At 66.2% G+C, this 23101-nt stretch carries 23 protein-coding genes; 5 read left to right on the forward strand and 18 right to left on the reverse strand.

What is annotated here, in order from left to right; all coding sequences use genetic code 11:
* Positions 1-117: 117 nt before the first annotated feature.
* Both ASD71_RS10635 and ASD71_RS10640 read right to left on the reverse strand, forming a co-directional pair.
* A complete protein-coding gene (locus tag ASD71_RS10635; RefSeq protein WP_056563072.1) occupies positions 118-1314 on the reverse strand; it encodes a patatin-like phospholipase family protein in 1197 nt (398 codons plus the stop codon).
* Positions 1315-1324: 10 nt separating this feature from the next.
* Positions 1325-1921, reverse strand: a complete 597-nt coding sequence (locus ASD71_RS10640) for a DUF4136 domain-containing protein (RefSeq protein ID WP_056563075.1) — start codon at positions 1919-1921, stop codon at positions 1325-1327.
* A 251-nt stretch (positions 1922-2172) separates the two neighbouring features.
* Between ASD71_RS10640 and ASD71_RS10645 the strand changes: the two genes are divergently transcribed.
* The gene (locus ASD71_RS10645) at positions 2173-2967 is read left to right on the forward strand and encodes a TOBE domain-containing protein (RefSeq protein WP_056563078.1); all 795 of its coding nucleotides are present in this window, start codon (positions 2173-2175) and stop codon (positions 2965-2967) included.
* A 17-nt stretch (positions 2968-2984) separates the two neighbouring features.
* On the opposite strand, the gene ASD71_RS10650 is transcribed toward ASD71_RS10645, so the two are convergent.
* From ASD71_RS10650 to ASD71_RS10680, 8 genes are all read right to left on the reverse strand, one after another.
* Positions 2985-3671, reverse strand: a complete 687-nt coding sequence (locus ASD71_RS10650; protein ID WP_056563081.1) for a sulfate/molybdate ABC transporter ATP-binding protein — start codon at positions 3669-3671, stop codon at positions 2985-2987.
* A complete protein-coding gene (gene modB / locus ASD71_RS10655) occupies positions 3668-4354 on the reverse strand; it encodes a molybdate ABC transporter permease subunit (protein ID WP_056563084.1) in 687 nt (228 codons plus the stop codon). Before modB ends, ASD71_RS10650 begins: the two co-directional genes overlap by 4 nt.
* A gap of 24 nt (positions 4355-4378) precedes the next feature.
* Positions 4379-5137: a molybdate ABC transporter substrate-binding protein gene (modA, locus tag ASD71_RS10660; protein WP_056563087.1), complete on the reverse strand. Its 759-nt coding sequence runs from the start codon at positions 5135-5137 to the stop codon at positions 4379-4381.
* 117 nt (positions 5138-5254) lie between these two features.
* Positions 5255-5605 carry an adenosylmethionine decarboxylase gene (gene speD / locus ASD71_RS10665; protein ID WP_056563089.1) on the reverse strand — a complete coding sequence of 117 codons (351 nt, stop codon included), beginning with the start codon at positions 5603-5605 and terminating at the stop codon, positions 5255-5257.
* Entirely contained in the window at positions 5602-5769 is a 168-nt protein-coding gene (locus ASD71_RS28200) for a hypothetical protein (RefSeq protein ID WP_200949378.1), read from the reverse strand. The genes speD and ASD71_RS28200 overlap by 4 nt, the downstream gene beginning before the upstream one ends.
* On the reverse strand, positions 5770-7245 hold the full coding sequence (locus ASD71_RS10670) for a DUF4178 domain-containing protein (protein ID WP_056563092.1): 1476 nt from the start codon (positions 7243-7245) through the stop codon (positions 5770-5772).
* Positions 7246-7251: 6 nt separating this feature from the next.
* Entirely contained in the window at positions 7252-8289 is a 1038-nt protein-coding gene (locus tag ASD71_RS10675; protein ID WP_056563094.1) for an SPFH domain-containing protein, read from the reverse strand.
* 39 nt (positions 8290-8328) lie between these two features.
* A complete protein-coding gene (locus tag ASD71_RS10680; protein WP_056563097.1) occupies positions 8329-8715 on the reverse strand; it encodes a DUF350 domain-containing protein in 387 nt (128 codons plus the stop codon).
* A 90-nt stretch (positions 8716-8805) separates the two neighbouring features.
* Here ASD71_RS10680 and ASD71_RS10685 point away from each other — a divergent pair, with 90 nt between their 5' ends.
* From ASD71_RS10685 to ASD71_RS10695, 3 genes are read left to right on the forward strand one after another with little or no spacing between them, the layout of a single operon-like run.
* Positions 8806-10317: a polyamine aminopropyltransferase gene (locus ASD71_RS10685; protein ID WP_056563100.1), complete on the forward strand. Its 1512-nt coding sequence runs from the start codon at positions 8806-8808 to the stop codon at positions 10315-10317.
* Complete coding sequence (locus ASD71_RS10690) at positions 10317-11960, forward strand: NAD(P)-binding protein (RefSeq protein ID WP_056563104.1); 1644 nt, start codon at positions 10317-10319, stop codon at positions 11958-11960. Before ASD71_RS10685 ends, ASD71_RS10690 begins: the two co-directional genes overlap by 1 nt.
* 8 nt (positions 11961-11968) lie before the next feature.
* On the forward strand, positions 11969-13216 hold the full coding sequence (locus ASD71_RS10695) for an FAD-binding oxidoreductase (protein ID WP_056563107.1): 1248 nt from the start codon (positions 11969-11971) through the stop codon (positions 13214-13216).
* A 67-nt stretch (positions 13217-13283) separates the two neighbouring features.
* Here the strand turns inward: ASD71_RS10695 and ASD71_RS10700 are convergent, their stop codons facing one another.
* The 3 genes from ASD71_RS10700 to ASD71_RS10710 form a co-directional block, all read right to left on the reverse strand.
* A complete protein-coding gene (locus ASD71_RS10700; RefSeq protein WP_056563110.1) occupies positions 13284-14078 on the reverse strand; it encodes an ABC transporter ATP-binding protein in 795 nt (264 codons plus the stop codon).
* A 1-nt stretch (position 14079) separates the two neighbouring features.
* Positions 14080-14970, reverse strand: a complete 891-nt coding sequence (locus ASD71_RS10705; RefSeq protein WP_056563113.1) for an ABC transporter permease — start codon at positions 14968-14970, stop codon at positions 14080-14082.
* A 158-nt stretch (positions 14971-15128) separates the two neighbouring features.
* Positions 15129-16100: an ABC transporter substrate-binding protein gene (locus ASD71_RS10710; protein ID WP_056563116.1), complete on the reverse strand. Its 972-nt coding sequence runs from the start codon at positions 16098-16100 to the stop codon at positions 15129-15131.
* 264 nt (positions 16101-16364) lie between these two features.
* Between ASD71_RS10710 and ASD71_RS10715 the strand changes: the two genes are divergently transcribed.
* Positions 16365-17321 (forward strand): aldo/keto reductase, encoded by a 957-nt coding sequence (locus ASD71_RS10715; protein WP_056563118.1) that lies wholly within the window; start codon positions 16365-16367, stop codon positions 17319-17321.
* Positions 17322-17327: 6 nt separating this feature from the next.
* Here the strand turns inward: ASD71_RS10715 and ASD71_RS10720 are convergent, their stop codons facing one another.
* From ASD71_RS10720 to ASD71_RS10740, 5 genes are all read right to left on the reverse strand, one after another.
* A complete protein-coding gene (locus ASD71_RS10720; RefSeq protein WP_056563121.1) occupies positions 17328-18299 on the reverse strand; it encodes a tripartite tricarboxylate transporter substrate binding protein in 972 nt (323 codons plus the stop codon).
* 174 nt (positions 18300-18473) lie between these two features.
* Entirely contained in the window at positions 18474-20015 is a 1542-nt protein-coding gene (locus tag ASD71_RS10725) for a malonyl-CoA synthase (protein WP_056563124.1), read from the reverse strand.
* Between the two features lie 4 nt (positions 20016-20019).
* Entirely contained in the window at positions 20020-20829 is an 810-nt protein-coding gene (locus ASD71_RS10730) for an enoyl-CoA hydratase/isomerase family protein (protein WP_056563128.1), read from the reverse strand.
* A gap of 51 nt (positions 20830-20880) precedes the next feature.
* Positions 20881-22197 carry a malonyl-CoA decarboxylase domain-containing protein gene (locus ASD71_RS10735; RefSeq protein ID WP_056563131.1) on the reverse strand — a complete coding sequence of 439 codons (1317 nt, stop codon included), beginning with the start codon at positions 22195-22197 and terminating at the stop codon, positions 20881-20883.
* The gene (locus ASD71_RS10740) at positions 22148-22900 is read right to left on the reverse strand and encodes a GntR family transcriptional regulator (RefSeq protein WP_056563134.1); all 753 of its coding nucleotides are present in this window, start codon (positions 22898-22900) and stop codon (positions 22148-22150) included. Before ASD71_RS10740 ends, ASD71_RS10735 begins: the two co-directional genes overlap by 50 nt.
* Positions 22901-23101: the final 201 nt, after the last annotated feature.

Here is a 23101-nt window from a genome sequence, read left to right on the forward strand (position 1 = left end):
CGGAACAAGGTTGCGGTTTGTCCCGAAAGCCTACCCCCGCGGCGGGGTTCTGCGCTTGTCGCCGCTCATCTATCAGACCAATCCGATCTTCAAACCCCGCGATAACCCCGCCGCCCGCTACGAATGCCGGGTGCCGTTGCGATGGATGTCGTGCGTGACGAAGCAGCTATCCTGCGTCGGCCGGTCCAGGATGCCCGGCTTTTCAAGCGTGCGCCGGATGTCCGTCAGCCCCGACTCCCAGTGCTCGCGCATGGCCTCGGTGCCAAACTCGTAGTCCTTGGAGTACCGCTCGCGGTGCTTGGCCTCGTAAATGAGGTTGATGATGTTGGTGGCCGGCGTGTGCGAAAGCTTGCGGATGTCGGCCAGATCCGGCGCGTCGCGTTCACTTTCCGGCAGGCGTTCAAGCAGCCGCTGCAAACCATGGCGCAGTTTCAGCACGCGCCGCAACTGGTCGGTGACCAGGCGGGTTCGGCTGGAATACTGGATATCCTTTTGCCGCTCGGCCACCTCTTCGAGCGACGTGGGCAGCTCGCCGCGCGCCGGCCAGAGATCGACCTGGAACGCCAGGGTGTCGCGCATGTTTTCCGTCGTCAGCACCTGCGCCAGCGGCGTGTTGGAGACGACGCCGCCGTCCCAGTAGTGCTCGCCGCCGATCTCCACCGACGGGAACCCCGGCGGCAAGGCGCCCGAAGCCATGACGTGCTCGGGCCCCAGCGTGTGATGCAGGGTGTCGAAATACGCGAAGTTGCCCGACCGTACGTTCACGGCGCCGAAACTGGCCCGTACCGCGCCGCTGTTGAGCAGCTTGAAATCCACGAACTGGCGCAGGGTGTCGGCCAGCGGCGTCGTGTCGTAGAAGCTGGTGGACGCGGCGCCGCGGCCCCGCACCAGATAGGGCGGCGGAAAGCGCGGCTTGAAGAAACCCGGCTGGCCGGTCAGCAGCGCTTGCATCGCCGAGACCTGCCCGTTCATCGCGGGCGACCCAAAGCCGAACGGCTGGCCTTCGAACATGCGGGTGAAGGCATCGCCCCAGGGCAACGACGCAAAGCCGGTCGGCCGGCAGATGCTTTCCCAGAACCCGCGCAGGCGTTCGATCCGCTCGTCTTCGGCGGATCCGGCGATGATGGCCGCGTTGATCGACCCGATGGAAATGCCGGAAATCCAGTTGGGCCGGATGCCGGCTTCGTGCAGGCCCTGGTACACCCCCGCCTGATAGGAACCGAGCGCGCCGCCGCCCTGCAGCACAAGCGCGACGGTATCGTAGGGCGGCGTATCGCCGGTATCTTCGGCCAGGGCCTTGCGGCGAGGGGTCATGCGGCGTCCTCTAGCGCTTGGTCTTGTCCGGAACCTGCGGCGTTCCGACGCCGGCGCGGAACGGGTACTTGGCGAATACCTCCGCCACCACCTTGTCCACGTTTTCTGATGAACCGGCGCTGGCTGGATTCTGGACCTCACCCACGGCGACGCCTTCCCAGACCAGTTGGCGCCGGCGCGCATCGACCAGGTCGACGCTCAGCGTACCCTCGGTGTATTGATAGACGTCGTCGCCCCAGCCGTAGCCGGGCCAGCCGCCGTAAAAGCCCGCGCGATAACCGTAGTACGGCCCCATCGGCGCCATTCCTGGCGTGACCTCGGTCTGCTGCTGGAGCTTGGCGCCGAAATTCAGAAGCAGGTCGGGATTGGTGGCGCTATAGGTGTAGCCGCGCATTTCCATCTGGCCGCGGGCCGCGCTCTTGAGCCGTTCGGTCAGCAGCGTGTTGTAGCCGGCCTTGTCCGTACCCAGCGGAGACATATAGCCGAACGTCTGATACTGCGCAAAATTGGCCTGGTGGTCGTAATCGCTCTTGACCGTTGGGCCTGATGCGCAGGCCGCCAGTAATGCCGTCATGGAACCCGCCGTCAGCAATTTCAACGCTTTCATGTCGATCTCTCCGTGAGTTCAAGGCGAGCACATAGTGCCGCGAAGCCACCAAAGTTTCAACAGAATCTCATTCGCAACCGCCAAAATCGCGGGCGGGGATCTCGCGGTGGCGCGCGTGCCGGCCACTGGGGGTGCCCGCTTACCGGCGCGCCCGGACTGCCGTGACGCTTTGCCGGACGACGTTCCTATCGCGCCTCGCACCGGGTCCATTACACTTCCCGTCGCTTTCGGCCATTCCTACAGACACGCGCATGCTTGAACTCGACGGCTCCATTTGGTTTCGCTCCGGCGCCCAGACCTGGGGCGGCAAGAACCGCATCGACCTGCTGGCGCAGATCGACGCGACCGGGTCGATCACGGCGGCGGCGCGCGCCGTGGGCATGAGCTACAAGGGTGCGTGGGACGCCATCGACGCGATGAACAACCTGGCGGGCGAGCCGCTGGTGCTGCGCGCGGCGGGCGGCAAGGGCGGCGGCGGCACGCAGCTGACCGACCGGGCGCGCCGTTTGATCGCAACCTTCCGGGCGCTTGAAGTCGAACATCGAAAGTTCATGGACAACCTGACGCGCGCGGGGCTGGATGCCAGCGGCGACATCGACCTGATGAGGCGTTTCATGCTCAAGACCAGCGCGCGCAACAAATTTTTGGGCACCGTGATCGAGATTCGCGAGGGCGCTGTCAACGACGAGGTGCTCCTGCGAATCGCCGGCGGCCACACGGTCACAGCCACGATCACCTGCGAAAGCACCAAGGAGTTGGGCCTTGCGCCCGGCAAGGAAGCCATCGCGCTGGTCAAGGCGTCGTCCGTGATCGTCGGCGCGCCTGGGCCGGGCCTGCGGCTATCGGCCCGCAACCAATTGCTGGGACGCATTTCCGACCTGCGCCCGGGCGCCGTCAACAGCGAAATCCTGATCGAAATGGATGGCGGCGCCACCATGGCCGCCATCGTCACGAACGAAAGCGCGGCGGACCTGAATCTGGATATCGGCGCCGAGGCCGTGGCGATCTTCAAGGCGTCCAGCGTGATTCTCGGCGTGCTGGACTGAGGATAGGCCGGCTCCGGCTACAACCCCACGTTCTCGTCGTGGCGCCCCACCCTGCCCTCGCGCACCTCGAACACCACGTCGGCCAGGGCCTCCACGTCGGCGGGATCATGTGTGATCAGCAGCATTGGCACATCCAGCTGGCGCTGCAGCGCGTCCAGTTCCTGGCGCATCTTGCCGCGCAACTGCGAATCCAGCGCGGAAAACGGTTCGTCCAGCAGGAGGATGTCGGGCTGCAGCATCAGCGCCCGCGCCAGCGCAACACGCTGCTTCTGGCCGCCTGATATTTCGTTGGGATAGCTGCCGACGATGGCGCCCAGTTCAAAGGCGTCAACCCAGCGCTGCGCCTCGCGCGTCACCTCGCGGCGTGGCGGATTGAGCCAGCCGCGGCGCAGGCCGAACGCGATGTTCTGCGCCACGGTCAGATGGGGAAACAGCGCGTAGTCCTGGAACAGGTACGCCACGCGGCGCGACCGCGCCGGCAGGCAGATATTTGTCTGGCTGTCGAACAGCACCCGCCCGTTGACCGCGATGCGCCCGGCATCGGGACGCAGCAGTCCGGCCACGGCCCGCAAGGTCAGGCTTTTGCCCGCGCCCGACGGCCCGAACAGCGCGATGCGTTTGGCGGCCGACGTGAACTGCACGTCGAGCTCGAATTTGCGGTCGCCCGACACCATGTGCTTGCGCACGGAAAGGTCGATGCTCATCGCCCGCCCCCGTTGCGCTGATTGGCGCCGATGGGCACCAGCTTGCCGGCGGCGAGCAGCACGACGATGCAGGTCACGGAAGTGACCAGCACCAGCATGTTGGCGGTGGCGTCGTCGCCCGCCTGCACCGCTTCGTAGATGGCCACCGACAAGGTCTGCGTGCGGCCCGGGAGGTTGCCGGCGATCATCAGCGTGGCGCCAAACTCGCCCAGCGCCCGCGCAAAGGCCAGCAATACGCCGGCGGCGATGCCCCGGGCGGCCAGCGGCAAGGTGACACGAAAGAACACGCCCGCTTCGCCCACCCCCAGTACGCGCGCCGCGTTTTCAAGCTGGCCATCCACGTTTTCGAACGCGGCCCGCGCCGACTTGAACACCAGCGGAAAGGCCACCACGGACGCCGCGATCACGGCGCCCTGCCAGGTGAAGACGAGTTCGATGTTCCAGCGCGCCAACGTCTCGCCGATGATGCCGCGCCGGCCTAGCAGCACCAGCAGGTAATAGCCCAGCACGGTCGGCGGCAAGACCAGCGGCAGCGTCAGGATGGCGTCCAGCAGATCGCGCCCGGGCCAACGCCAGCGCGACAGGCCGTAGGCCGCGGCCGTGCCGGCCACGGTCGCCAATAGCGTCGCCCAACCCGCCACTTTCAGGGAAAGCAGCAGCGGGACCCAGACGGGATCACTCATCAAAACCTACGATTCAACAGGGGCTCAGGGCTTCTGAAAGCCGTAACGCGACAGTATCGCCTGTCCGGCGGGCGACATGACATACGCCACAAAGCTTTCGGCTTCCTTGGCCGCGGCCTCACGCGTGGTCAACGCAATGGGATAGGTCACCGGCGTCGTCGAGGGCACGCGCACGGCGACCTCGACCTTGCCCGGCATGATGGCCGCGTCGGTCGCGAACACGAAGCCCGCATCGACCTCGCCGCGCGCCACGTAGTCCAGGCTTTGGCGCACGTTCTGCGCCAGCACGCTCTTGGCCTGCACGGCGTCCCACAAGCCCTCGGCCTGCAGCGCGGCCTGCGTGTAGCGGCCCACCGGCACCGAGGCCGGGTTGCCGTAAGCGATGCGCTTGACCTCGGCCCGCTCCAGGTCCTTGAGCGACTTGATGCCCGCCTTGCTGTCGGTCGGGACGATAAGCACGATCTGGTTAGCCGCGAAGTCCACGCGGGTGGCGGGCTTGACGGCCTTTTCCTCGACCGCCTTGTCCATCGCCTTCTGGTCGGCGGACGCGAATACATCCGCGGGCGCACCCTTCACGATCTGCTGAAGCAGCACGTCGGAGGCGCCGAAGTTCAGGACCACCTTGGCGCCGGCATGTTCCTTTTCAAAGCCTTGCGCCACTTCCTTGAAGGCGTTGGTCAGGCTGGCGGCGGCCGACACCACGATTTCTCCGGCGCTGGCATTGGCTCCCCAGACGGCGGCAAGCGCCAGGGTCAACGCCATGAGCGGGCGTTTGTGCAACATGTATTTCTCCTGTGGGTGGCGGCGTGTCAGGATCGAAATATATCCAGGTATATAGCGGTCGTCAATTTCACCCGGCGCGGGGTTTACGAAATATCAAGGGCAAGGGCGGCGGCGGGATCAGCCGCGGTCGACAGCGGTGACGTGAACAGACTCGGGCGCCAGCGCGGCGCGCAGGAAGTCCAGCGCGGTTTCGGGCTGCGCGGCGCCGCACATGAAGATGTCCAGGGCCGCGAAGCGGTGTTCCGGCCAGGAATGGATGCTGATGTGGGATTCGCTGAGCAGGATCACGCCGGTCACCCCCGCCCCATCCCCGAAATGATGAAAATGCGCGCTCAGCACCTGCGCCCCGGCCGCGCGCGCCGCCGCGGTCATGTGCCGTTCCAGCGCCTGCGCGTCGGTCAGGAGGCCGGGCGCCACGCCGCGAAAATCCGCCAGCACGTGCCGGCCGGGTGTCCCGAACACGGTCACTTGTGGGATCCGCCCGAGGACCATCCTGAGCCGCCGGAGTAGCTGCTGCCCCAGCTGCTGCTGCTACTGCTGCCTCCGCCCAGGCGCGTGCCCGGCGCACTGGCGCTGGTGGTGGCCAGCACGACCACCATCGCGTACAAGGCATACAACAACTTGCCCTTCATCTATTCGTCCTCGCCTGTCAGCATGTCGGCCAGCATGGCCGGTAGCCAGAGAAACACCATCCCGATCAAAACCGGAATGAAGCGGCCGGCAAAAATATTGTTGAAGTTCAGGAACACCATCGCGATCAGCGCGCCCTTGGCCCATTTTCGATAGCCGCCCCCGGCCTTGGCGGACGACACGCGCATGGCCTTCTGGCGATTGAGCTCGGGACGGCTGAACCACTGGGCCAGTTGCGCGGGCGACACCGGCGCCGACGCCGACCAGCCCAATTCCTTATCGGCCAGTTCGCGGGTCAGCTTCAACGTACCGACCTGGTAATCGGTGATCTGCGTGCTGTCGCCCACCTTGACGCGCCAGTTGAAGGCGCCCAGCGCCATCTCCACGCGCGAGGTGTAGTCGTACAGTTTCTGGTACACGCGATTGCGCCAGCGCACGCTGGTGGCGTTGTTGTGGCTGGGCCAGGTATCGCAGACCTGCACGCGCTCCCAGCCTTCGTCCGACTCCACCAGCCAGATGAACCCCTTGGCCGGATTGAACAGCAGGTATTCCATCCAGCTTGAGGGTTCTTCGGGATCGGGATCGGCGCACTTCATCAGGCCGATCAGCGTGTAGTCGGCGCCTTCCATCTTGGCGACCGAGCCCAGCGGCAGCGTGGCGTGAATCTTCTGCACCTTGCGCGCCTTTTCGATGACCTCGGCCGTGGGGCCTGAGCAATCGACGGCAGCCGCGCAAGACGGGCAAACGACATTCGTGGCCATGGCAGCCACGAACGAGATCGGCGCGCCGCAGTTCGGGCAGTCCAGCGCCTTGATCTGGCCGCGGAAGCGTCCCGCGGTTTCTTCGACCTGCTCTTTCGTGCGCAACGAGCCCGCCTGCATGGCGGACAGGTCGAATGCCTTGCCGATATAGAGTTCGGGCTGCGGACCGTCGGAGAAGTCCAGCGTCAGGAACGCGTCCAGGCTGCGGTAGTCGGCCACCTTGGCCTGCCAGCCGTCGCCCGGCACGAAGGGCAGCTCACCCTGCGTGCCGCCGGCCTGGCTGGTGCGCACGTCGGCAGCCACGAAGCGCTGGCCGTCCAGCTTCAGTTCGTCGCCGGGCGCAATGCTGTCGAACGCCGGCATCTCCTGCACGGACTTGACCTTGCGCCGCCGCGTGACGGCGTACTGGCCCGAGGCGTCCGACAGCCAGCCGTCGGAACCGTCATCGAACCACACGTACCACTCGTTCCAGAAGCCCTCGTCAAAGCGCATCTGGATGCGGCCGATGACGTCGAATCGCTTGCCGTCATGGGTGCCGGTCGCGCCCAGGCACAGCGGCGAATAGTCCTCCAGGACGTCGGCCGCCTCGCCGATGCGCTTGACCGACTCGGCATCCTTGAGCAAGGTGCTGCGGCAGGCGCCGCAGACCGCCATGACGGAGGCCGCGGACGTGAACTTGACTGGGGCGCCGCACTGCGGACACAGAACCTGCTGCATGGGGCCTTAGCTGGTGAGTTTCTTCAGCACCTCGGCCTTGGCCGAGTCGTAGTCCGCCGCCGTGATGAGGCCCTTGTCCAGCAGGTCTTTCAATTGCTGCAGGCGCTGGACGGGGTCGGCCTGCGCGGGCTGGGCGGCGGGCTGTTGCGGCTGCTGCTGTTGCGCCGGCTGCTGCGGCTGGCCTGGCGCCACGCCCAGTCCCTGCGCCATGGTCTGCCCCAGCGCCGCGCCGGCCGCCAGCCCCGCGCCGATGCCCGCAATGCCGCCTTCGTTCTGCGCGGCCAGCGGAATCGACGTCGCGGTCTGGTACTGCGTGAACTTGCCCAGGTCGCCGGCCATGCCCATCGAGATCCGGGTGTCCAGCGCCTTTTGCAGTTCTTCGGGCAGCGACACGTTCTCGACCGTGAAGTTGTCCAGCTTGACGCCGTAGCGGTCGAACACGGGCGCGAGCTGTTCGGCGATGCTCTGCGACATCAGGCCCTGGTTGCCGGCGATGTCCAGGAACGGCACCTTGGAACTGCCCAGGGCGGTCGTCATGGCGGCGACGACCATGTTGCGCAGTTGCGCCTCCAGGTCGTCCACCGTGTACACGTCGCGCGTGCCGCTGATTTCGCGGTAGAACTTGCCGGGGTCGGAGATCTGGTACGAGTACACGCCGAACGCGCGCAGGCGCACCATGCCAAACTCGCTGTCGCGCAGCGTCACCGGCTGCGCCGTGCCCCACCGCCGGCCCAGCTGCAGCCGCGTGCTGAAGAAGATGACGTCCGACTTGAAGGGCGACTCGAACAGCTTGTCCCAGTTCTTCAGGTAGGTCAGGATCGGCAGCGTCTGCGTCGTCAGCTTGTACATGCCGGGGCCGAACACGTCGGCCACCTTGCCTTCGTTGACGAACACCGCCATCTGCGATTCCCGCACGGTCAGGCTGGCGCCGTACTGGATTTCGAAATCCTGCATCGGATGGCGCCAGGCGAGCACGCCGTCGCGATCCTCGTTCCATTGCAGGATGTCGATGAACTGCTTGCGAATGAATGAACCGAGACTCATGGAAAGTCCTCCTGTGTCAGATCGGAGAGTACGCGCCGCTCAGGTCAGGCAGGCGGCGTTGACGATGCCGGCCGCCAGCGAGATCGCGCCGATCAGGCCGCCCATGGCGATGTTGTTCTCGGCGATGGCGTCGGTCATGCCGCGTATGGCCTTGGACACCACCGCGTACACGACGATCTGCACGATCATCGCCGCCACGCCCCAGACCACGAACATGATGAAGCTGGCGTGGACCGCGATGCTGGAACACAGGGTCAGACTGAACCCGACCAGCGCGCCGCCATAGGACAGCGCGGCGGCAATGTTGCCCTCGCGGATGAGGTCGAATTCCTTGTAATGCGTGATGGCCGTGTAGACCGCCGTGAAAACGCCCAGCATGACAAGCGCCGAGACGATATAGATCAGATAGGTCACCGCCGGATGCATTGCTTCTCCCATTGCCAGCCTCCCAATTGCGCGCAGTATATACGTCGTGTTCGATATACTGCGAACGCATTTTTTGGCTCGGACACTCCCATGCGCGACCGCGTTCTCATTCTCTCGGTATTGATCGTTGCGTCCTGCGGGTTGGGCTACGAGCTCATCAGCAGCGCGCTCGCCAGCTATTTGCTTGGGGATTCGATCCTTCAGTTCTCCTCCGTGATCGGGTGCTATCTGTTCGCGATGGGCATCGGTTCGTGGTTGTCAAAATATGTAAGAGACGAAGACGTTCTGAATCGCTTCATCGACGTCGAGCTGCTGGTGGCGCTGCTGGGCGGCGTGTCCGCCGCGGTCCTGTTCCTGGTGTTCGCGTGGCTGTCCGCGCCGTTTCGCGCGGCCCTGTATGTCGGCGTCTTCATTATCGGACTGATGGTAGGCATGGAGATCCCGCTGGTGATGCGGGTCTTCAACCAGCGCAAGGCCGAGTTCCGCGAAATCGTCAGCCGCGTGCTGACCTTCGACTATCTGGGCGCACTGGCGGTGTCGCTGGTATTCCCATTGCTGCTCGCGCCCAAGCTGGGCCTGCTGCGCACCAGCTTCCTGTTCGGCATTCTGAACGCCAGTGTGGCGCTGTGGACCACGTGGCTGTTCCGCGCCGAAGTCACCCGCCCCGGCGAAAAGGCCGTGCGCGCCGGCGTGGTGCTGGGGATTCTGGGCCTGGGGTTCGTCTATTCCGGCAGCATGACCGCCTGGGCCGAAAAAGGCCTGTACGGCGACGACATCATCCACGCCGAGACCACGCAGTACCAACGCCTGGCCGTGACGCGCTGGCACGACGATCTGCGCCTGTACATCAACGGCAACCTGCAATTCTCGTCGCGCGACGAGCACCGCTATCACGAGTCGCTGGTGCATCCCGGCCTGCAGGTGCTGCCGTGGGCGCGCAACGTGCTGGTGCTGGGCGGCGGCGACGGCCTGGCCGTGCGCGAGATCCTGAAATACAAGCATGTCGAGCACGTCACGCTGGTGGACCTGGACCCCGCCATGACGAATCTGTTTTCGCGCTCGGACCCGCTGGTCGCGCTGAATGCGGGCGCGCTCAAGGACCCGCGCGTCACCGTCATCAATGACGACGCGGGACGCTGGCTGGAAACGCACGCCGAGGTCTACGACTTCATCGTCGTGGACTTTCCCGATCCGTCCAATTTCGGCCTGGGGCGGCTTTATTCCGTGCCGGTCTACCACCTGATGGCGCGGCACCTGGCCGAAAACGGCTACATGGTCGTGCAGTCCACCTCGCCCTACTTCGCGCCGCGCTCCTTCTGGAGCGTAAACGCGACCCTGAAGGAAGCCGGCCTGAACACCTGGCCGTATCACACCTACGTGCCGTCGTTCGGCGACTGGGGCTTCATCCTTGCCAGCAAGCGGCGCGACTACGCACCGCCCGAGAAGATCACCGTGCCCACGCGCTATCTGGACGCCGTCACCGTGCGCGAGCTCTTTCACTTCCCCGCCGACATGCCGGCGCTGGCCATGCCGCCGAACCGCCTGAACGAACAATCGCTCGTGCGCTACTTCGACGAGGACTGGCGCAAGGTCATCCGCTGATGCGGCGCCGCAGCTTCCTGTTGGGCGCTGCCACGGCCGCCGCCGCGGGCTCGGTCGGCTACTGGCGGGCGCGCGTCGTCGAGACAACGCCCGACGTCCACTATCCCGGCATGCAGGCCGGTCACGCGCTGCGGGACAAGGCGGCGCTGCCGCATCCGTCGGCGACCCGGCAGCACGAGGTTGCCATTCTGGGCGCGGGTGTGGCGGGCCTGTCCTGCGCGTGGAAACTGGCCCGCGAAGGATTCACCGATTTTGTCATGGTGCAGGGGCCCGAGTTCGCCGGCAATGCCGCCGCGGGCATTCGCGATGGCCTGGACTACCCGCTGGGCGCGCACTACCTGCCGCTGCCCTCGCTGGCGTCCACCCACGTGCGCGAGATGCTGGCCGACTTCGGCATCATCGAGCGCGGCGCGGGCGACGCGCGTCCCTACTACGACGAAGCCGTCCTGGTGCATTCGCCGCAGGAACGGCTGCTGCGCAACGGGCGCTGGGAAGAACACCTGCTACCGATGACGGGCCTGCCCGAGGCTGACGCCGCGCAGCACCAGCGCTTTCTGGCGCTGGTCGATCAGTTGCGCACGCAGGCGGGCAACGACGGCCGTAAGGTATTCTGCATTCCACTCGACCTGTCGTCGCGGGATCCGGCCTGGCGCGCGCTGGACAGCCTGACGTTCAAGGAATGGCTGGCGCGCGAGGGCTATACCTCGCCCGCGCTGCATTGGTATTTGAACTACTGCTGCCGGGACGACTACGGCGCGGACTATGACGTGGTGTCCGCCTGGGCAGGCCTGCATTATTTCGCCAGCCGCGACGGCCACGCTGCCAACGCTGGCGAAGGCGCCGTGCTGACGTGGCCGGGCGGGCTGGCGGTGCTGGCCGATCGGATGCGCGCGGCCATCACGCAAAAGCTGGGCCACGCGGACTGGCTGCTGCCGGGCACGGCGGTGCGCATCGAAGAACTGGCCGCCGGCCCGCGCGTCCTGTGCATCGAGGATTCGGCGGATGGCGGCACCCGCGCCTATGCCCTGCAAACCCGCCGCACGGTCTGCGCCATGCCGCTTTTCGTCGCGCAGCGCCTGCTGCCGGACATCCGCGCGTACGGCTACGACCCGGCCGCACATGCCGCGCCGCACGCGGCCTGGATGGTGTCGAACTTCGTCATGGACGGCTATCCGCTGGAGGCGCCCGGCGAGCCGCTGTCGTGGGACAACGTCGTCTACGAAGGCCAGGCGCTGGGCTACGTCGTGTCCACGCATCAGTTGCTGCGCGTGGCGCGCACGCCGCGCAGCGTCTTCACCGCCTATCACGCGCTGAGCGGCCAGACGCCGCAGGCCGCGCGCGACTGGCTTACCCGCGCCAGCCCGCAAGACCTGCGTGACGTCGCCGCAGTGGATCTGGTCGCTGCGTATGGCAAGGAATTCTGGCGCACCGCCCGCCAGTTGGAAATCACGGTGCGCGGGCATGCGATGGCCACGCCGGTCTGCGGCTATCTGTCCAATCCGGGCCTGGCCGCGCTGCGCGCGGTGGATGGTCCGGTGTTGTTCGCGCACGCCGACCTGTCGGGGTATTCGGTCTTCGAAGAAGCCTCATGGTGGGGTGTGACGGCGGCAGCGCGTATTCTGGGTGACCATCGACAAGGATGAGACAAGACATGGGCAATCACGTGATCGTGCTGGGCGCCGGCATCGTTGGCGTCTGCTGTGCATTGGAATTGCAGCGTCGCGGCATGACGGTCACGCTTGTCGACCGGCAGGCGCCCGGGATGGAAACGTCGATGGGCAACGCGGGGGTTCTGGCCCGCAGTTCGCTAATGCCGTTCAATCATCCTGGCCTGTGGGGTCAACTGCCGCGTCTGCTAAAGAACGACACGGTCCAGTTCCGTTACCGCTGGCCCTACCTGGCGGCCAACCTGGGCTGGGCGGCGCGATTCCTGATGAACGCGCGGACGTCCGTCTTCCAGGAAACCGCACGCGCGCTGGACGGCCTGATCCGGCTGTCCGCGCCCGAGCACCTGAAGCTGCTGGACGAAAGCGGCGCGCGCCACCGGCTGCGCGACACTGGCTGGATCTTCCTGTACCGCACGGCGGCGGCCTGGAACGCGGGTGCGCTGGCGCGCGGCGCCTTCGCGCAGTTCGACGTGCCGACCAGGGAACTGAACCCCGCGGAACTTGCCGAGGTCGAACCCGCCCTGTCGCCGATCTTTCATCGCGCATTGTGGATTCAGGGTTCGTATTCGGTCGACGATCCACACGGGGTGGTTGCCGCGTACGCCGGACTGTTCCAAGGCGAGGGCGGCACGATCAAAAGGATGGATGCCGCTGCCATCCGCCGCGACGGCGACGGATGGACGGTACAGGCCACGAGCGCGTCGGATTCCATCTCTGCCAGCCGGTTGGTCGTGGCGCTGGGGCCGTGGTCCAAGGCCATGCTCAAGACCACCGGCATCGACCTGCCCATGGCGTTCGAACGCGGGTATCACATGCATTACGACGGCCGCGACGGGGCGCGCGTCACCCGGCCGGTTTACGACACGGGCGGCGGCTACGTGCTGTCGCCCATGGCGCGCGGGCTGCGCCTGTCCACGGGGGTCGAGCTGGACGCCTGCGACGCGCCCGCGCGGCCCGAGCAGCTGGATCTGGCGGAAAAGCGCGCCCGCGAGGCCTTCCCGCTGGGCGACCGGCTGGACGCGGCCGCCTGGCTGGGCCGCCGGCCCACGCTGCCGGACAGCCGCCCGATGATTGGCGAGGCGCCGCGCCATCCCGGCCTGTGGCTGGCGCTGGGACACCAGCACATCGGATTCAGCACCGCGCCGGGCACCGCGAAGATCCTGGCGGAACTGATGCAGGACGGCGCGGCGGCGTCCCGCCACGCGGCATTCCGGCCCGGCCGCTTCATTTAGGATTCAGGCCGCCCGTTCCGCATCCCTGCGGTCAAACTGGGCACGGTTCAAATCGGCCGGTTCAACGTCACCCGAGCAACAGGGCGTCGTCCGACAGTTTCTCGCCCCGCACCCGTTCGAACATGGCCAGCAGGTCCGGCACGTCCATGCCTCGGCGCTCGTCGCCGGACACGTCCAGCACGACCTGCCCCTGGTGCAGCATGACGGTGCGGTCGCCGACGTCCAGCGCCTGGCGCATGCTGTGCGTGACCATCATGGTGGTGAGCTGGTTTTCCGCCACGATGCGCGCCGTCAGTTGCAGAACGAAGTCCGCGGTGCGCGGATCGAGCGCGGCGGTGTGCTCGTCCAGCAGCAAGATGCGCGACGGCTGCAGCGCCGCCATCAGCAGGCTGACCGCCTGACGCTGGCCGCCGGACAACAGGCCGATGCGGTCGGTGAGGCGGTTTTCCAGGCCCAGGCCCAGCGTGGCAAGGCGCTCGCGAAAGCCCGCTTTCATCGAGGCTTTCACGGCGCGGCTGTAGCCGCGCGAGGCGCCGCGCATCTGCGCCAGCGCCATGTTTTCCTCGATGGTCAAGTCTTCGCAGGTGCCCGCCATCGGGTCTTGGAACACGCGGGCCACACTGCCGGCGCGCGCCCACACGGGCTGGCGCGTCACGTCCACGCCGTTGATGTCGATGCGGCCGGAATCGACCGGCAGATCGCCCGACACGGCGTTCAGGAACGTGGACTTGCCCGCGCCGTTGGAACCGATCACGGTGACGAACTGGCCCGACGGGATCTCCAGCGTGAGGCCGCGCAGGGCGCGGGTCTCAATAGGCGTGCCCGCGTTGAAGGTGATTTTCAGGTCTTTTGCGGACAACATATCAGCGCCCCTTCTTGCCGACCAGGCGGCGCTTGAGCATGGGGATGACCAGGGCGATCGTGACGAGCACCGCGGTGACGAGGTTCAGGTCCTGCGCCTTCAGGCCGATGAAATCGCTATTGAGCGCCAGGGCGATGAAGAAGCGGTAGACGATGGCGCCGATGATGACGGCCAGCGTGGCCAGCACCAGCTTGCGCGACGGCAGGATGCTTTCGCCGACGATCACCGCGGCCAGGCCGATCACGATGGTGCCGATGCCCATCGAGATGTCCGATCCGCCCTGCGTCTGCGCGAACAGCGCGCCGGCCAGTGCGACCAGCGCGTTCGACAGCGCCATGCCGCCCAGGATCATGCGGCCGGTGTTCACGCCTTGCGCGCGGGCCATGCGGCCGTTGGAACCGGTGGCGCGCACGGCCAGGCCGGTCTGCGTGGCAAAGAACCAGTCCAGCGCCAATTTGCAGAGGATGACGATGACGATCAGGAGCAGCGGGCGGGCGACGTAGTCGGAAATCCACGCGGGCTGCAGGATCGTGAAGACGGTGGGTTCGGTGATCAGCGGCACATTGGGCTTGCCCATGATGCGCAGGTTGATCGAATACAGCGCGATCATCATCAGGATGCTGGCCAAGAGATCCATGATCTTGAGCTTGACGTTCAGCCAGCCCGTGACCAGCCCGGCGGCCGCGCCGGCGATGGTGGCGATGATGGTCGCGGAAAACGGATCGGTGCCCGAAGCGATCAGCGTCGCACAGACTGCGCCGCCCAGCGGAAAACTGCCGTCCACGGTCAGGTCCGGGAAGCGCAGCAGGCGAAAGGAGATGAACACGCCCAAGGCCACCAGACTGAAGATCAAGCCGATCTCCAGCGCGCCTAACAACGAGAACAATGACATGGGTCAGATCCAATCAAGATAAGAAACGAAAGCCGGGCCGCGAGCATCTTGTGAACGCTGCCGCCCTGTGGAACATCGGGTAAGCAAGACACCACGAAAAACGCAAGAAAAACCCCGCGCACGCCGGATAGGCATGGCGGGGCCGATTTCGCGCCGTATTATTTCACGACCACCGCGGCGGACTTGATCAGCGCCTCGGGCAGGGTCACGCCCTGCTTGGCGGCCGCGCCCGGATTCACGTAGAGCTCAAGCTTCGAGCTGGTTTCAGACGGAATCGCGCCGGGCTTTTCGCCCTTCAGGATGCGCACGACAACCTTGCCGGTCTGCACGCCCAGATCGCGGTAATTGATGCCCAGGGCGGCAATGCCGCCGCGCTTGACGCTGTCGGTGTCCGACGCGATCAGCGGAATCTTGGCGTCGTTGCCCACCTTGACCAGCGACTCATACGCCGATACAACGTTGTTGTCGGTGTTGGTGTAGATGACGTCGACCTTGCCGATCAGGCTGCGGGCGGCGGACGCCACGTCCACCGAACGCGGGGCAGCGGCTTCGACCAGGCTCATGCCCGACTTGGGCAGGATTTCCTGGAGCTTCTTGACGACCACGACCGAGTTGGCCTCGCCCGGGTTGTAGACGATGCCGACGCGCTTGGCGTTGGGCAGAATCTTCTTGATGAGTTCAACCTGCTTGTCCAGCGCCAGCAGGTCCGACACGCCGGTCACGTTGGTGCCCGAGGCGTCCATGCTGGACACGAGTTGCGCGGCGACCGGATCGGTCACGGCGGAATACACCACCGGCACGTCCTTGGTGGCGGCCACGACAGCCTGCGCCGACGGCGTGGCGATCGCGACGATGGCGTCCGGGCGGTCGCCGACGAACTTGCGGGCGATCTGCGCGGCGGTTCCGTTGTTGCCCTGCGCGCTTTGATACTGCCACTTCAGGTTCTTGCCCGGCTCGTAGCCGGCTTGTTTGAGGGCGTCTTGCACCCCGTCACGCACGGCATCCAGCGCCGGATGCTCGACGATGGCGGTCACCGCGACAGACTTTTGCTGCGCGGCGACCGGCGCGGCGATAGCCATCGCCAACGCCATCGCGCCAACCGTCAGAAAATGTTTTTTTCCGATCAGCATATGTTTGCTCCTTGAACCCTGGTGTTGCTTGTTGAATTTGCCGGTTTATTCATGGCAGGCGCGGATTTGCCATCCGTTCGCCCTGCCACAAAGCCGTATAGTCTAACGTGCCGTCCACCAAATGGACTTGGGGGGAATCCCTGTAATGGTGCATCCATACGGGCGCGCCGCGCCCCTGTGCGACGGCCTGAATATACTGACAACCGCCGGGCAAACGCCGTTCATCCCGTTCCGCGTGCCCGCCGACGGCATCCCGAGGCCACCATGATCAAACGCGCACTGGGCCGATCCGGCCTGCAAGTTCCCCCGCTCACTTTCGGCGGCAACGTCTTCGGCTGGACCGTCGACGAGGCCGGCACCTTTTCTTTGCTCGATGCGCTGGTGGACGCCGGCCTGAATTTCATCGACACGGCCGACATGTATTCGCGCTGGGTCCCCGGCAACCAGGGCGGCGAATCCGAAACCTTGATCGGCAAATGGCTCAAACGCTCGGGCAAGCGCGACCAGGTGCTGATCGCCACCAAGGTCGGCATGGAAATGGGGCCGGGCGAAAAAGGGCTGTCGCCCGCCTACATCCGGCGCTCCCTGGATGCGTCGCTGGCGCGCCTGCAGACAGACTACGTCGACCTGTACCAATCGCACCAGGACGACCCGGACACGCCGCTGACCGACACGCTGGCCGAATACGCCAAGCACATCGAAGCCGGCAAGGTGCGCGCGATCGGCGCGTCCAACTACACGGCCGTGCGGCTGTCGGAAGCGCTGATCACCAGCGAGCGCCACAGCCTGCCGCGTTACGAGAGCATCCAGCCGGAATACAACCTGTACACCCGCGAGCCCTTCGAATCCGGGCTGCAAAGCCTGGTGAAGACGCAGCAGATGGGCACGATCAACTATTTTGCGCTGGCTAGCGGCTTTCTCAGCGGCAAGTATCGCGGCCCCGACGACGCGGGCAAGAGCGCGCGCGGCAAGAAGATCGTGGACACGTATCTGAACGATCGCGGCTACCGCATCCTGAAGGCGCTGGACGAGGTGTCCGAGGACGCCGGCTGCACGCCCGCGCAGGCCGCGCTGGCCTGGCAGATCGCGCAGCCGGGCATTACGTCTCCCATCGTCAGCGCCACCTCGCTCGCCCAGCTGGACGAACTGGTCAAGGCCGCCAGCCTGGCGCTGACGCACGACCAGTTGGCCCGGCTCAGCCAGGCCAGCGATTGGCGCTGATGCCGCTTAGTCCAACGTCACGCCGGAGTCCTTGACCACCTTGGCCCAGCGCTGGACTTCGCTGTCGACGAACTTGCCGAACTCGGCGCCGGTCAGCGTGGGCACGCCGGTGCCGTTGCCCGCCCAGGTTTCCTTCAACTTGGGCGTGTTCAGCGCCTTCGTGATCTCGGCGGCCATTCTTTCCGTGGCTTCCTTGGGCGTGCCCGCAGGCGCCCAGATCGCATACCAGGTCGACACCACGTAATTCGGCACGCCCGCCTCGGCGGCCGTGGGCACGTCGGGCAGCGATTGCGAACGCTCGGTGGCGGCCACCGCCAGCGGCTTGATCGCGCCGGCACGGATGTGTCCGGCCGACGAACCCAGCCCATCGAACGCCAGGTCCACCTGACCGCCGATCAGCGCCGACAGCATGGGACCGGCGCCCTGATACGGCACGTCCACCAGTTTGATCCCCGTCTGCATCGCAAACAGCTCGCCGGCCAGGTGGTGCGTGCTGCCCTTGCCCGCCGTGCCGAAGTTGATCTCGCCGGGGCGCTTCTTGGCGTAGTCGATGAACTCCTGCAGGGTCTTGACCGGCAGCTTGCCCGCATTGATGACGACGACCTGCGGCGGCTGCGCCACCAGCGCGACCGGCACGAAATCCTTCTGGATGTTGTAGCTCAGGCTCTTGTACAGGGAAGGCGCCAGCGCATGGTGCGCGCCGCCCATGAAGAACGTGTAGCCGTCGGGCTTGGCCTTGGCCGCCACGCCGGCGCCCACGGTGCCGCCCGCGCCGCCCTTGTTGTCGATGACCACCGTCTGGCCGAGCTGCGTGGTGAGCTGCGCGGCCAGCGGACGGGCGAACGTGTCCGTGCCGCCGCCGGCGGGAAACGGAACGATCAGCGTGATGGGGCGTTCGGGCCATTGCGCGGCGGCAACGCCGCCGAAACCCAGGGCTGCCACGGCGAACATGGCCGCAGCGGTGGTGCGATAAGTCATTTTGTCTCCTCTTGCTGCATCGGGGGACGGCGCCTGTTTTTTGGCGTCTCGTCGCTGAGATATTTTTTCTTCTGAATGCGGCGGGCAGGTCTTATCGGGGCACTGGATGGGGATGCGTCTCCTTGAACGGGGTACAAAATAAGCCGGCCCCGCGGGGACCGGCTTCCATATGGACTACAGCGCCTTGTAGGTGTCGCGCAGCACGTTCTTCTGCACCTTGCCCATGGTGTTGCGCGGCAACTGGTCGATGATGTGCACGCGCTTGGGCACCTTGAAATTCGCGATGCGGCTTTTCAGTTCCGCCTGCATGGCCGAAGCGTCCAGCGTCGCGCCGCTCTTGGGCACCACCACGGCCACCACGGCCTCGCCGAAGTCCGGGTGCGGCACGCCGATCACCGCCGACTCCGACACGCCCGGCATGTCGTCGATGAGCGTTTCGATTTCCTTGGGGTACACGTTGTAGCCGCCGGAGATGATCAGGTCCTTGCTGCGACCGACGATGGACAGGTAGTCGTCCGGCGCGTTGCGGCCGGCGGACTCGCCGCCCCAGCGGCCAACGTCGCCGGTCTTGAACCAGCCGTCTTCCGTGAATTCCTCGCGGGTCTTTTCCGGCATGCGCCAGTAGCCCGAGAACACGTTGGGACCGCGCACCTGCACGTTGCCGATCTCGCCTGGCGCGAGCGGCTTGCCGGCGTCGTCGACCACCCGGACATCCACACCCGGCAAGGCGCGGCCGACGGTGCCCGCCAGGCGCTCACCCAGCGCGGCGTCGTAAGGATTGGACGTCAGCATGACGGTTTCGCTCATGCCGTAGCGTTCAAGAATGGGATGGCCGCTGCGCTCCTTGAAGTCGGAGAACGTCTCGGCGAGCAGCGGGGCGGAGCCCGAGATGAACAGGCGCATGTTGGCGCAGACGTCGCGATTGAAGCGCGGATCGGCCAGCAGACGCACGTAGTAAGTCGGCACGCCCATCATCACGGTGCTTTGCGGCAGGTAGTGCAGCGCCTGGTCGGCGTCCAGCTTGGGCAGCCAGATCATCCGCGCGCCCGCCAGCAGCGCGCCATGCGATGCGACAAAAAGGCCGTGGACGTGGAAGATCGGCAGCATGTGCAGCAGCACGTCGTCCTCGCGCCAGCCCCAGTATTCATGCAGGGTGCGCGCGTTCGCCGCCAGGTTGCCGTGCGACAGCATCGCACCCTTGCTGCGGCCGGTCGTGCCCGACGTGTACAGGATCGCGGCCAGGTCGTCCGGCTTGCTTTCAACGGTCTTGAAGGTCTGGGACAGGCCGCCGGCCGCGTCCAGCAACGTGCCGGTGCGGTCCTCGTCCAGCGTGTAGACGTGCGGGCAGTTGGCCTTGGCGGCGGCGCGCTTGACCCAGTCCAGGTTCTTGCTGGCGCAGACCACGACGGACGGCTCGGCATTGCCCAGGAAGTATTCGATTTCGGATTCGCGGTAAGCAGTGTTCAGCGGCAGGTACACGAGGCCAGCGCGCAGCGTGGCCAGGTACAGCAGCAGCGCCTCGGGCGACTTTTCCACCTGCACCGCCACGCGCGCGCCCTCCGGCAGGTTCAGCGATTGCAGCAGGTTCGCCAGGCACGCGGTCGCGCGGTCGATGTCGTCCCAGGTGTATTGGAGGTCGGGCGTTTCCAGCGCGACTTTGCTGCGGTCTTTGGGGAAGCCGCCTTGCAGGACAGCATATAGGTTGGCGTTGCTCACCTGTCTAGTCTCCGGAAAAGGAAGGGTCTTCGCCGGCCAGGAAGGCGCGCACGCCCTCTCTGTGGTCCCGGCTTTCGGCATAGGAGAAATAATCCCGATACTCGTCCTCGGTCAAGGCGGCGCCGGTGGCGAGCCTGGCGGACAAGCGTTTGTTGATGCGGGCGGCCAACGGCGCGCCTTGGGCGATGCGGTCAGCGCTGCGGCGGGCGGACTCGGCCACCTCGCCGTCTTCGACGATACGGGTCAGCAGACCCAGGTCTTTGGCTTCAACCGCACCGAACACCCGGCCTTCCAGCAGGATGGCCAGCGTCGCGGCCCGGCCGGCCAGCGCCAGCAGGCCGCGCATTTCGTCGGGGGCCATCGGAAAGCCCAGCCGGTTGATCGGCACGCCAAAACGGGCCGACGCGCCGGCGATGCGCAGGTCGCATTGGCAGGCGATTTCCAGCCCGCCGCCCACGCATACGCCCTCGATCTGCGCGATCACCGGTTGCGGACATTCGGCCACGGCGCGCAGGGCGGGCGCCAGGATCTCGCGGTGGTAGCGCTGCACGCCGTCCATGTCCGCGCGTTCGGCAGGGAACTCCCGGATGTCGGCGCCAGCAGCGAAATTGCCGCCCTCGCCGCGCACGACCACGCAGCGCACGGCGTCATCCTGCGCGATGCGCGTGAAGACGTCGCGCAGTTCGCGCCACATGCCCACCGTGATCGCATTCAGGCGCCCCGGGTGCGCCAGCGTCACCCAGGCCAGATGCCCGTCGCGCTCAAGCCGCACCTGGGATTGACCTTGGCCATTGAGTGCCACGTTCTCCGTCATGTCCCCTGCCCTTCTTGTCGTTGTTGAAAGCCGCCGCCGTGTTTCCGGCAGTCAGGCCACGCGCCCCACGCCGCGGCTGATCTGCGGCTTGCCGTCGTTCAGGTGCTGAAGGTTGGTGTCCAGTTCGTCCAGGTCATACAGGTAATTGACCATCATGGCGCACGACTGCTTGAGCCCCTTGGGCGACGTGTCCGCCGCCCAGTTCAGGCGCTCGATGCGCGCGCCGTTGCCCAGGTGAAAGCGCGCCACCGGATCCACCGGCAGCCCGTTTTTCATCGACTTCAAATAGCAGGCGGCCAGCCGGAACCCGGCGCGCTTGACCACGTCGGGCGTCTTGCCCTGCGCGGCCTTGGCCAGACGCGCGACCCAGCGCTGCCCGTCCGGCACGCCTTCGCGCTTGCGATCCTTGGCGCGCGTCTTGTCCTCGCGCACGATGGCCTCGACGGCCTGCGCGTCCTGCTTGCCCAGCCAGTCCGTGAACCCCGGGATCGGCGACAAGGTGGCAAAGGCCTTCAGCTTGGGCAGTTCTTCCAGCAGTTGCTCGACCACGCGCTTGAGCAGGAAGTTGCCGAAGCTGATGCCCTTCAGGCCCGGCTGCGTGTTCGAGATGGAATAGAAGATCGCCCAGCGCGCCTTGTCCAGGTCCTGCGGCGGCAGCGTGCTGTCCAGCAGCACCTGCACGTTGTCGGCCATCTGGCTGGCGAAGGCCACTTCCACGAAGATCAGCGGCACACCCGGCATCTGCGGGTGAAAGTACGCATAGCAGCGGCGGTCGGGCGCCACGCGGTGGCGCAGGTCGTCCCAGGATTTGATCTCGTGGACGGCCTCGTAGAGGATCAGCTTTTCCAGCAGCGACGCCGGCGAATCCCAGGTCAGCGGACGCAGTTCCAGAAGGCCCACGTCGAACCAGGCCGACAAGAGACCTTCCAGCTCCTTGTCCAGCGACTGGATGCCCGCCACCTGCTTGCGCCAGCGCAGCATGTCTGCGCGCAGTTCGACCAGAAAGCGCAAGCCTTGGGGCTGCGCGTTGAATCGCTTGAACAGGCGCACGCCCTCGCCGCCATCGCCTGCATAGGTGGCACGGATCTGCGCCAGCGCGGCCAGCATCAGGCGGCGGTCCTTGCCGTCGGCCGCGGCGTATTGCTCGCACCAGCGGCGCGCCAGCTTGTTGGCGGCTACGTCGGTCAGGCGCGCCTCGAACAGGCGGCGGACTTCGGATTCGCTCGGCAGGCGACCGCGCTCCCACAGGCGGCCCAGCCGCGTGATCAGACTGGCGCTTTCGGCCGCGGCGGCGGCATCGACCAGATCGGCCTCGGGCTCAGGCGTGCGTGCGCCGCGCGCGGGCGCGAGATTGGCGGGTGCGGACATGGGCAGGCTCCTCGATGACGATGGGATCGGACGGCGCCGCGTCGGCGGCGTCTTCGTGGCTGAGTACGCGCAGCGCTTCAAGCTGGCGCATCAAATGGGTGTGCGCCAGCGCCTGCGCGGCGTCGGAATCATGGGCCTTCAGGGCCTCGAAAATGGCCAGGTGTTCGGCGCAGGACTGGTCGATGCGGCCGGGCCGGGACAGACTGCGATGGCGCGACAGGCTCAGCACCTTGCGCAGGTTGCCCACCATGTCGGACAGCCATTGATTGCCGGCCAGCGCCTGGACGGCTTCGTGAATGAGGTAATTGGTCTTGTAGTAGGCGTCGATGCGGCCCGCCTTCGCGTGACCGGCGAGCGCGGCGTGCAGCGGTTCCAGCTCGGCGAGCTGGGCATCGCTGGCCTTGCGCGCCGCCTCGAAGGCGCAGCGCCCTTCCAGCATGGCCATCAGCGGAAAGATGTCTTCCAGGTCCTGCGCGGACAGCTCGTTGACGAAGCAGCCGCGGCGGGGTTCCAGCCGGACCAGCCCTTCGGTGGCCAACACCTTCAGCGCCTCGCGCAGCGGCGTGCGCGAAATGCCCATTTCGCCAGCCAGGCGGAGTTCATCGATCCATTCACCGTTGCGCAGCGACCGCGCATGGATCATGCCGCGCAGGCGGTCCGCGACTTCCAGATACAAGGCTTGCCGAACGATGGGTAGGGTCATGGGCAGCCGGCGGGGAAACGCCGTAATTCATAATTATGAATAAGCCGATGATAGACCTGGGGCGGGAGAAAGGTAAAGCTCGGGCGGGTTGGGACCTTCCCTAACAAGGGCGACGAGGGCCTCGGTTGTGGGGTCTGACGCCTGTTGAGATTGAAGCGATGGACCGGGCCGCTGTTCCGGTGTCTGACACCCTCTGTTCCC

The organism is Achromobacter sp. Root565 (assembly GCF_001427425.1).
Lineage (GTDB): Bacteria > Pseudomonadota > Gammaproteobacteria > Burkholderiales > Burkholderiaceae_B > Achromobacter > Achromobacter spanius_D.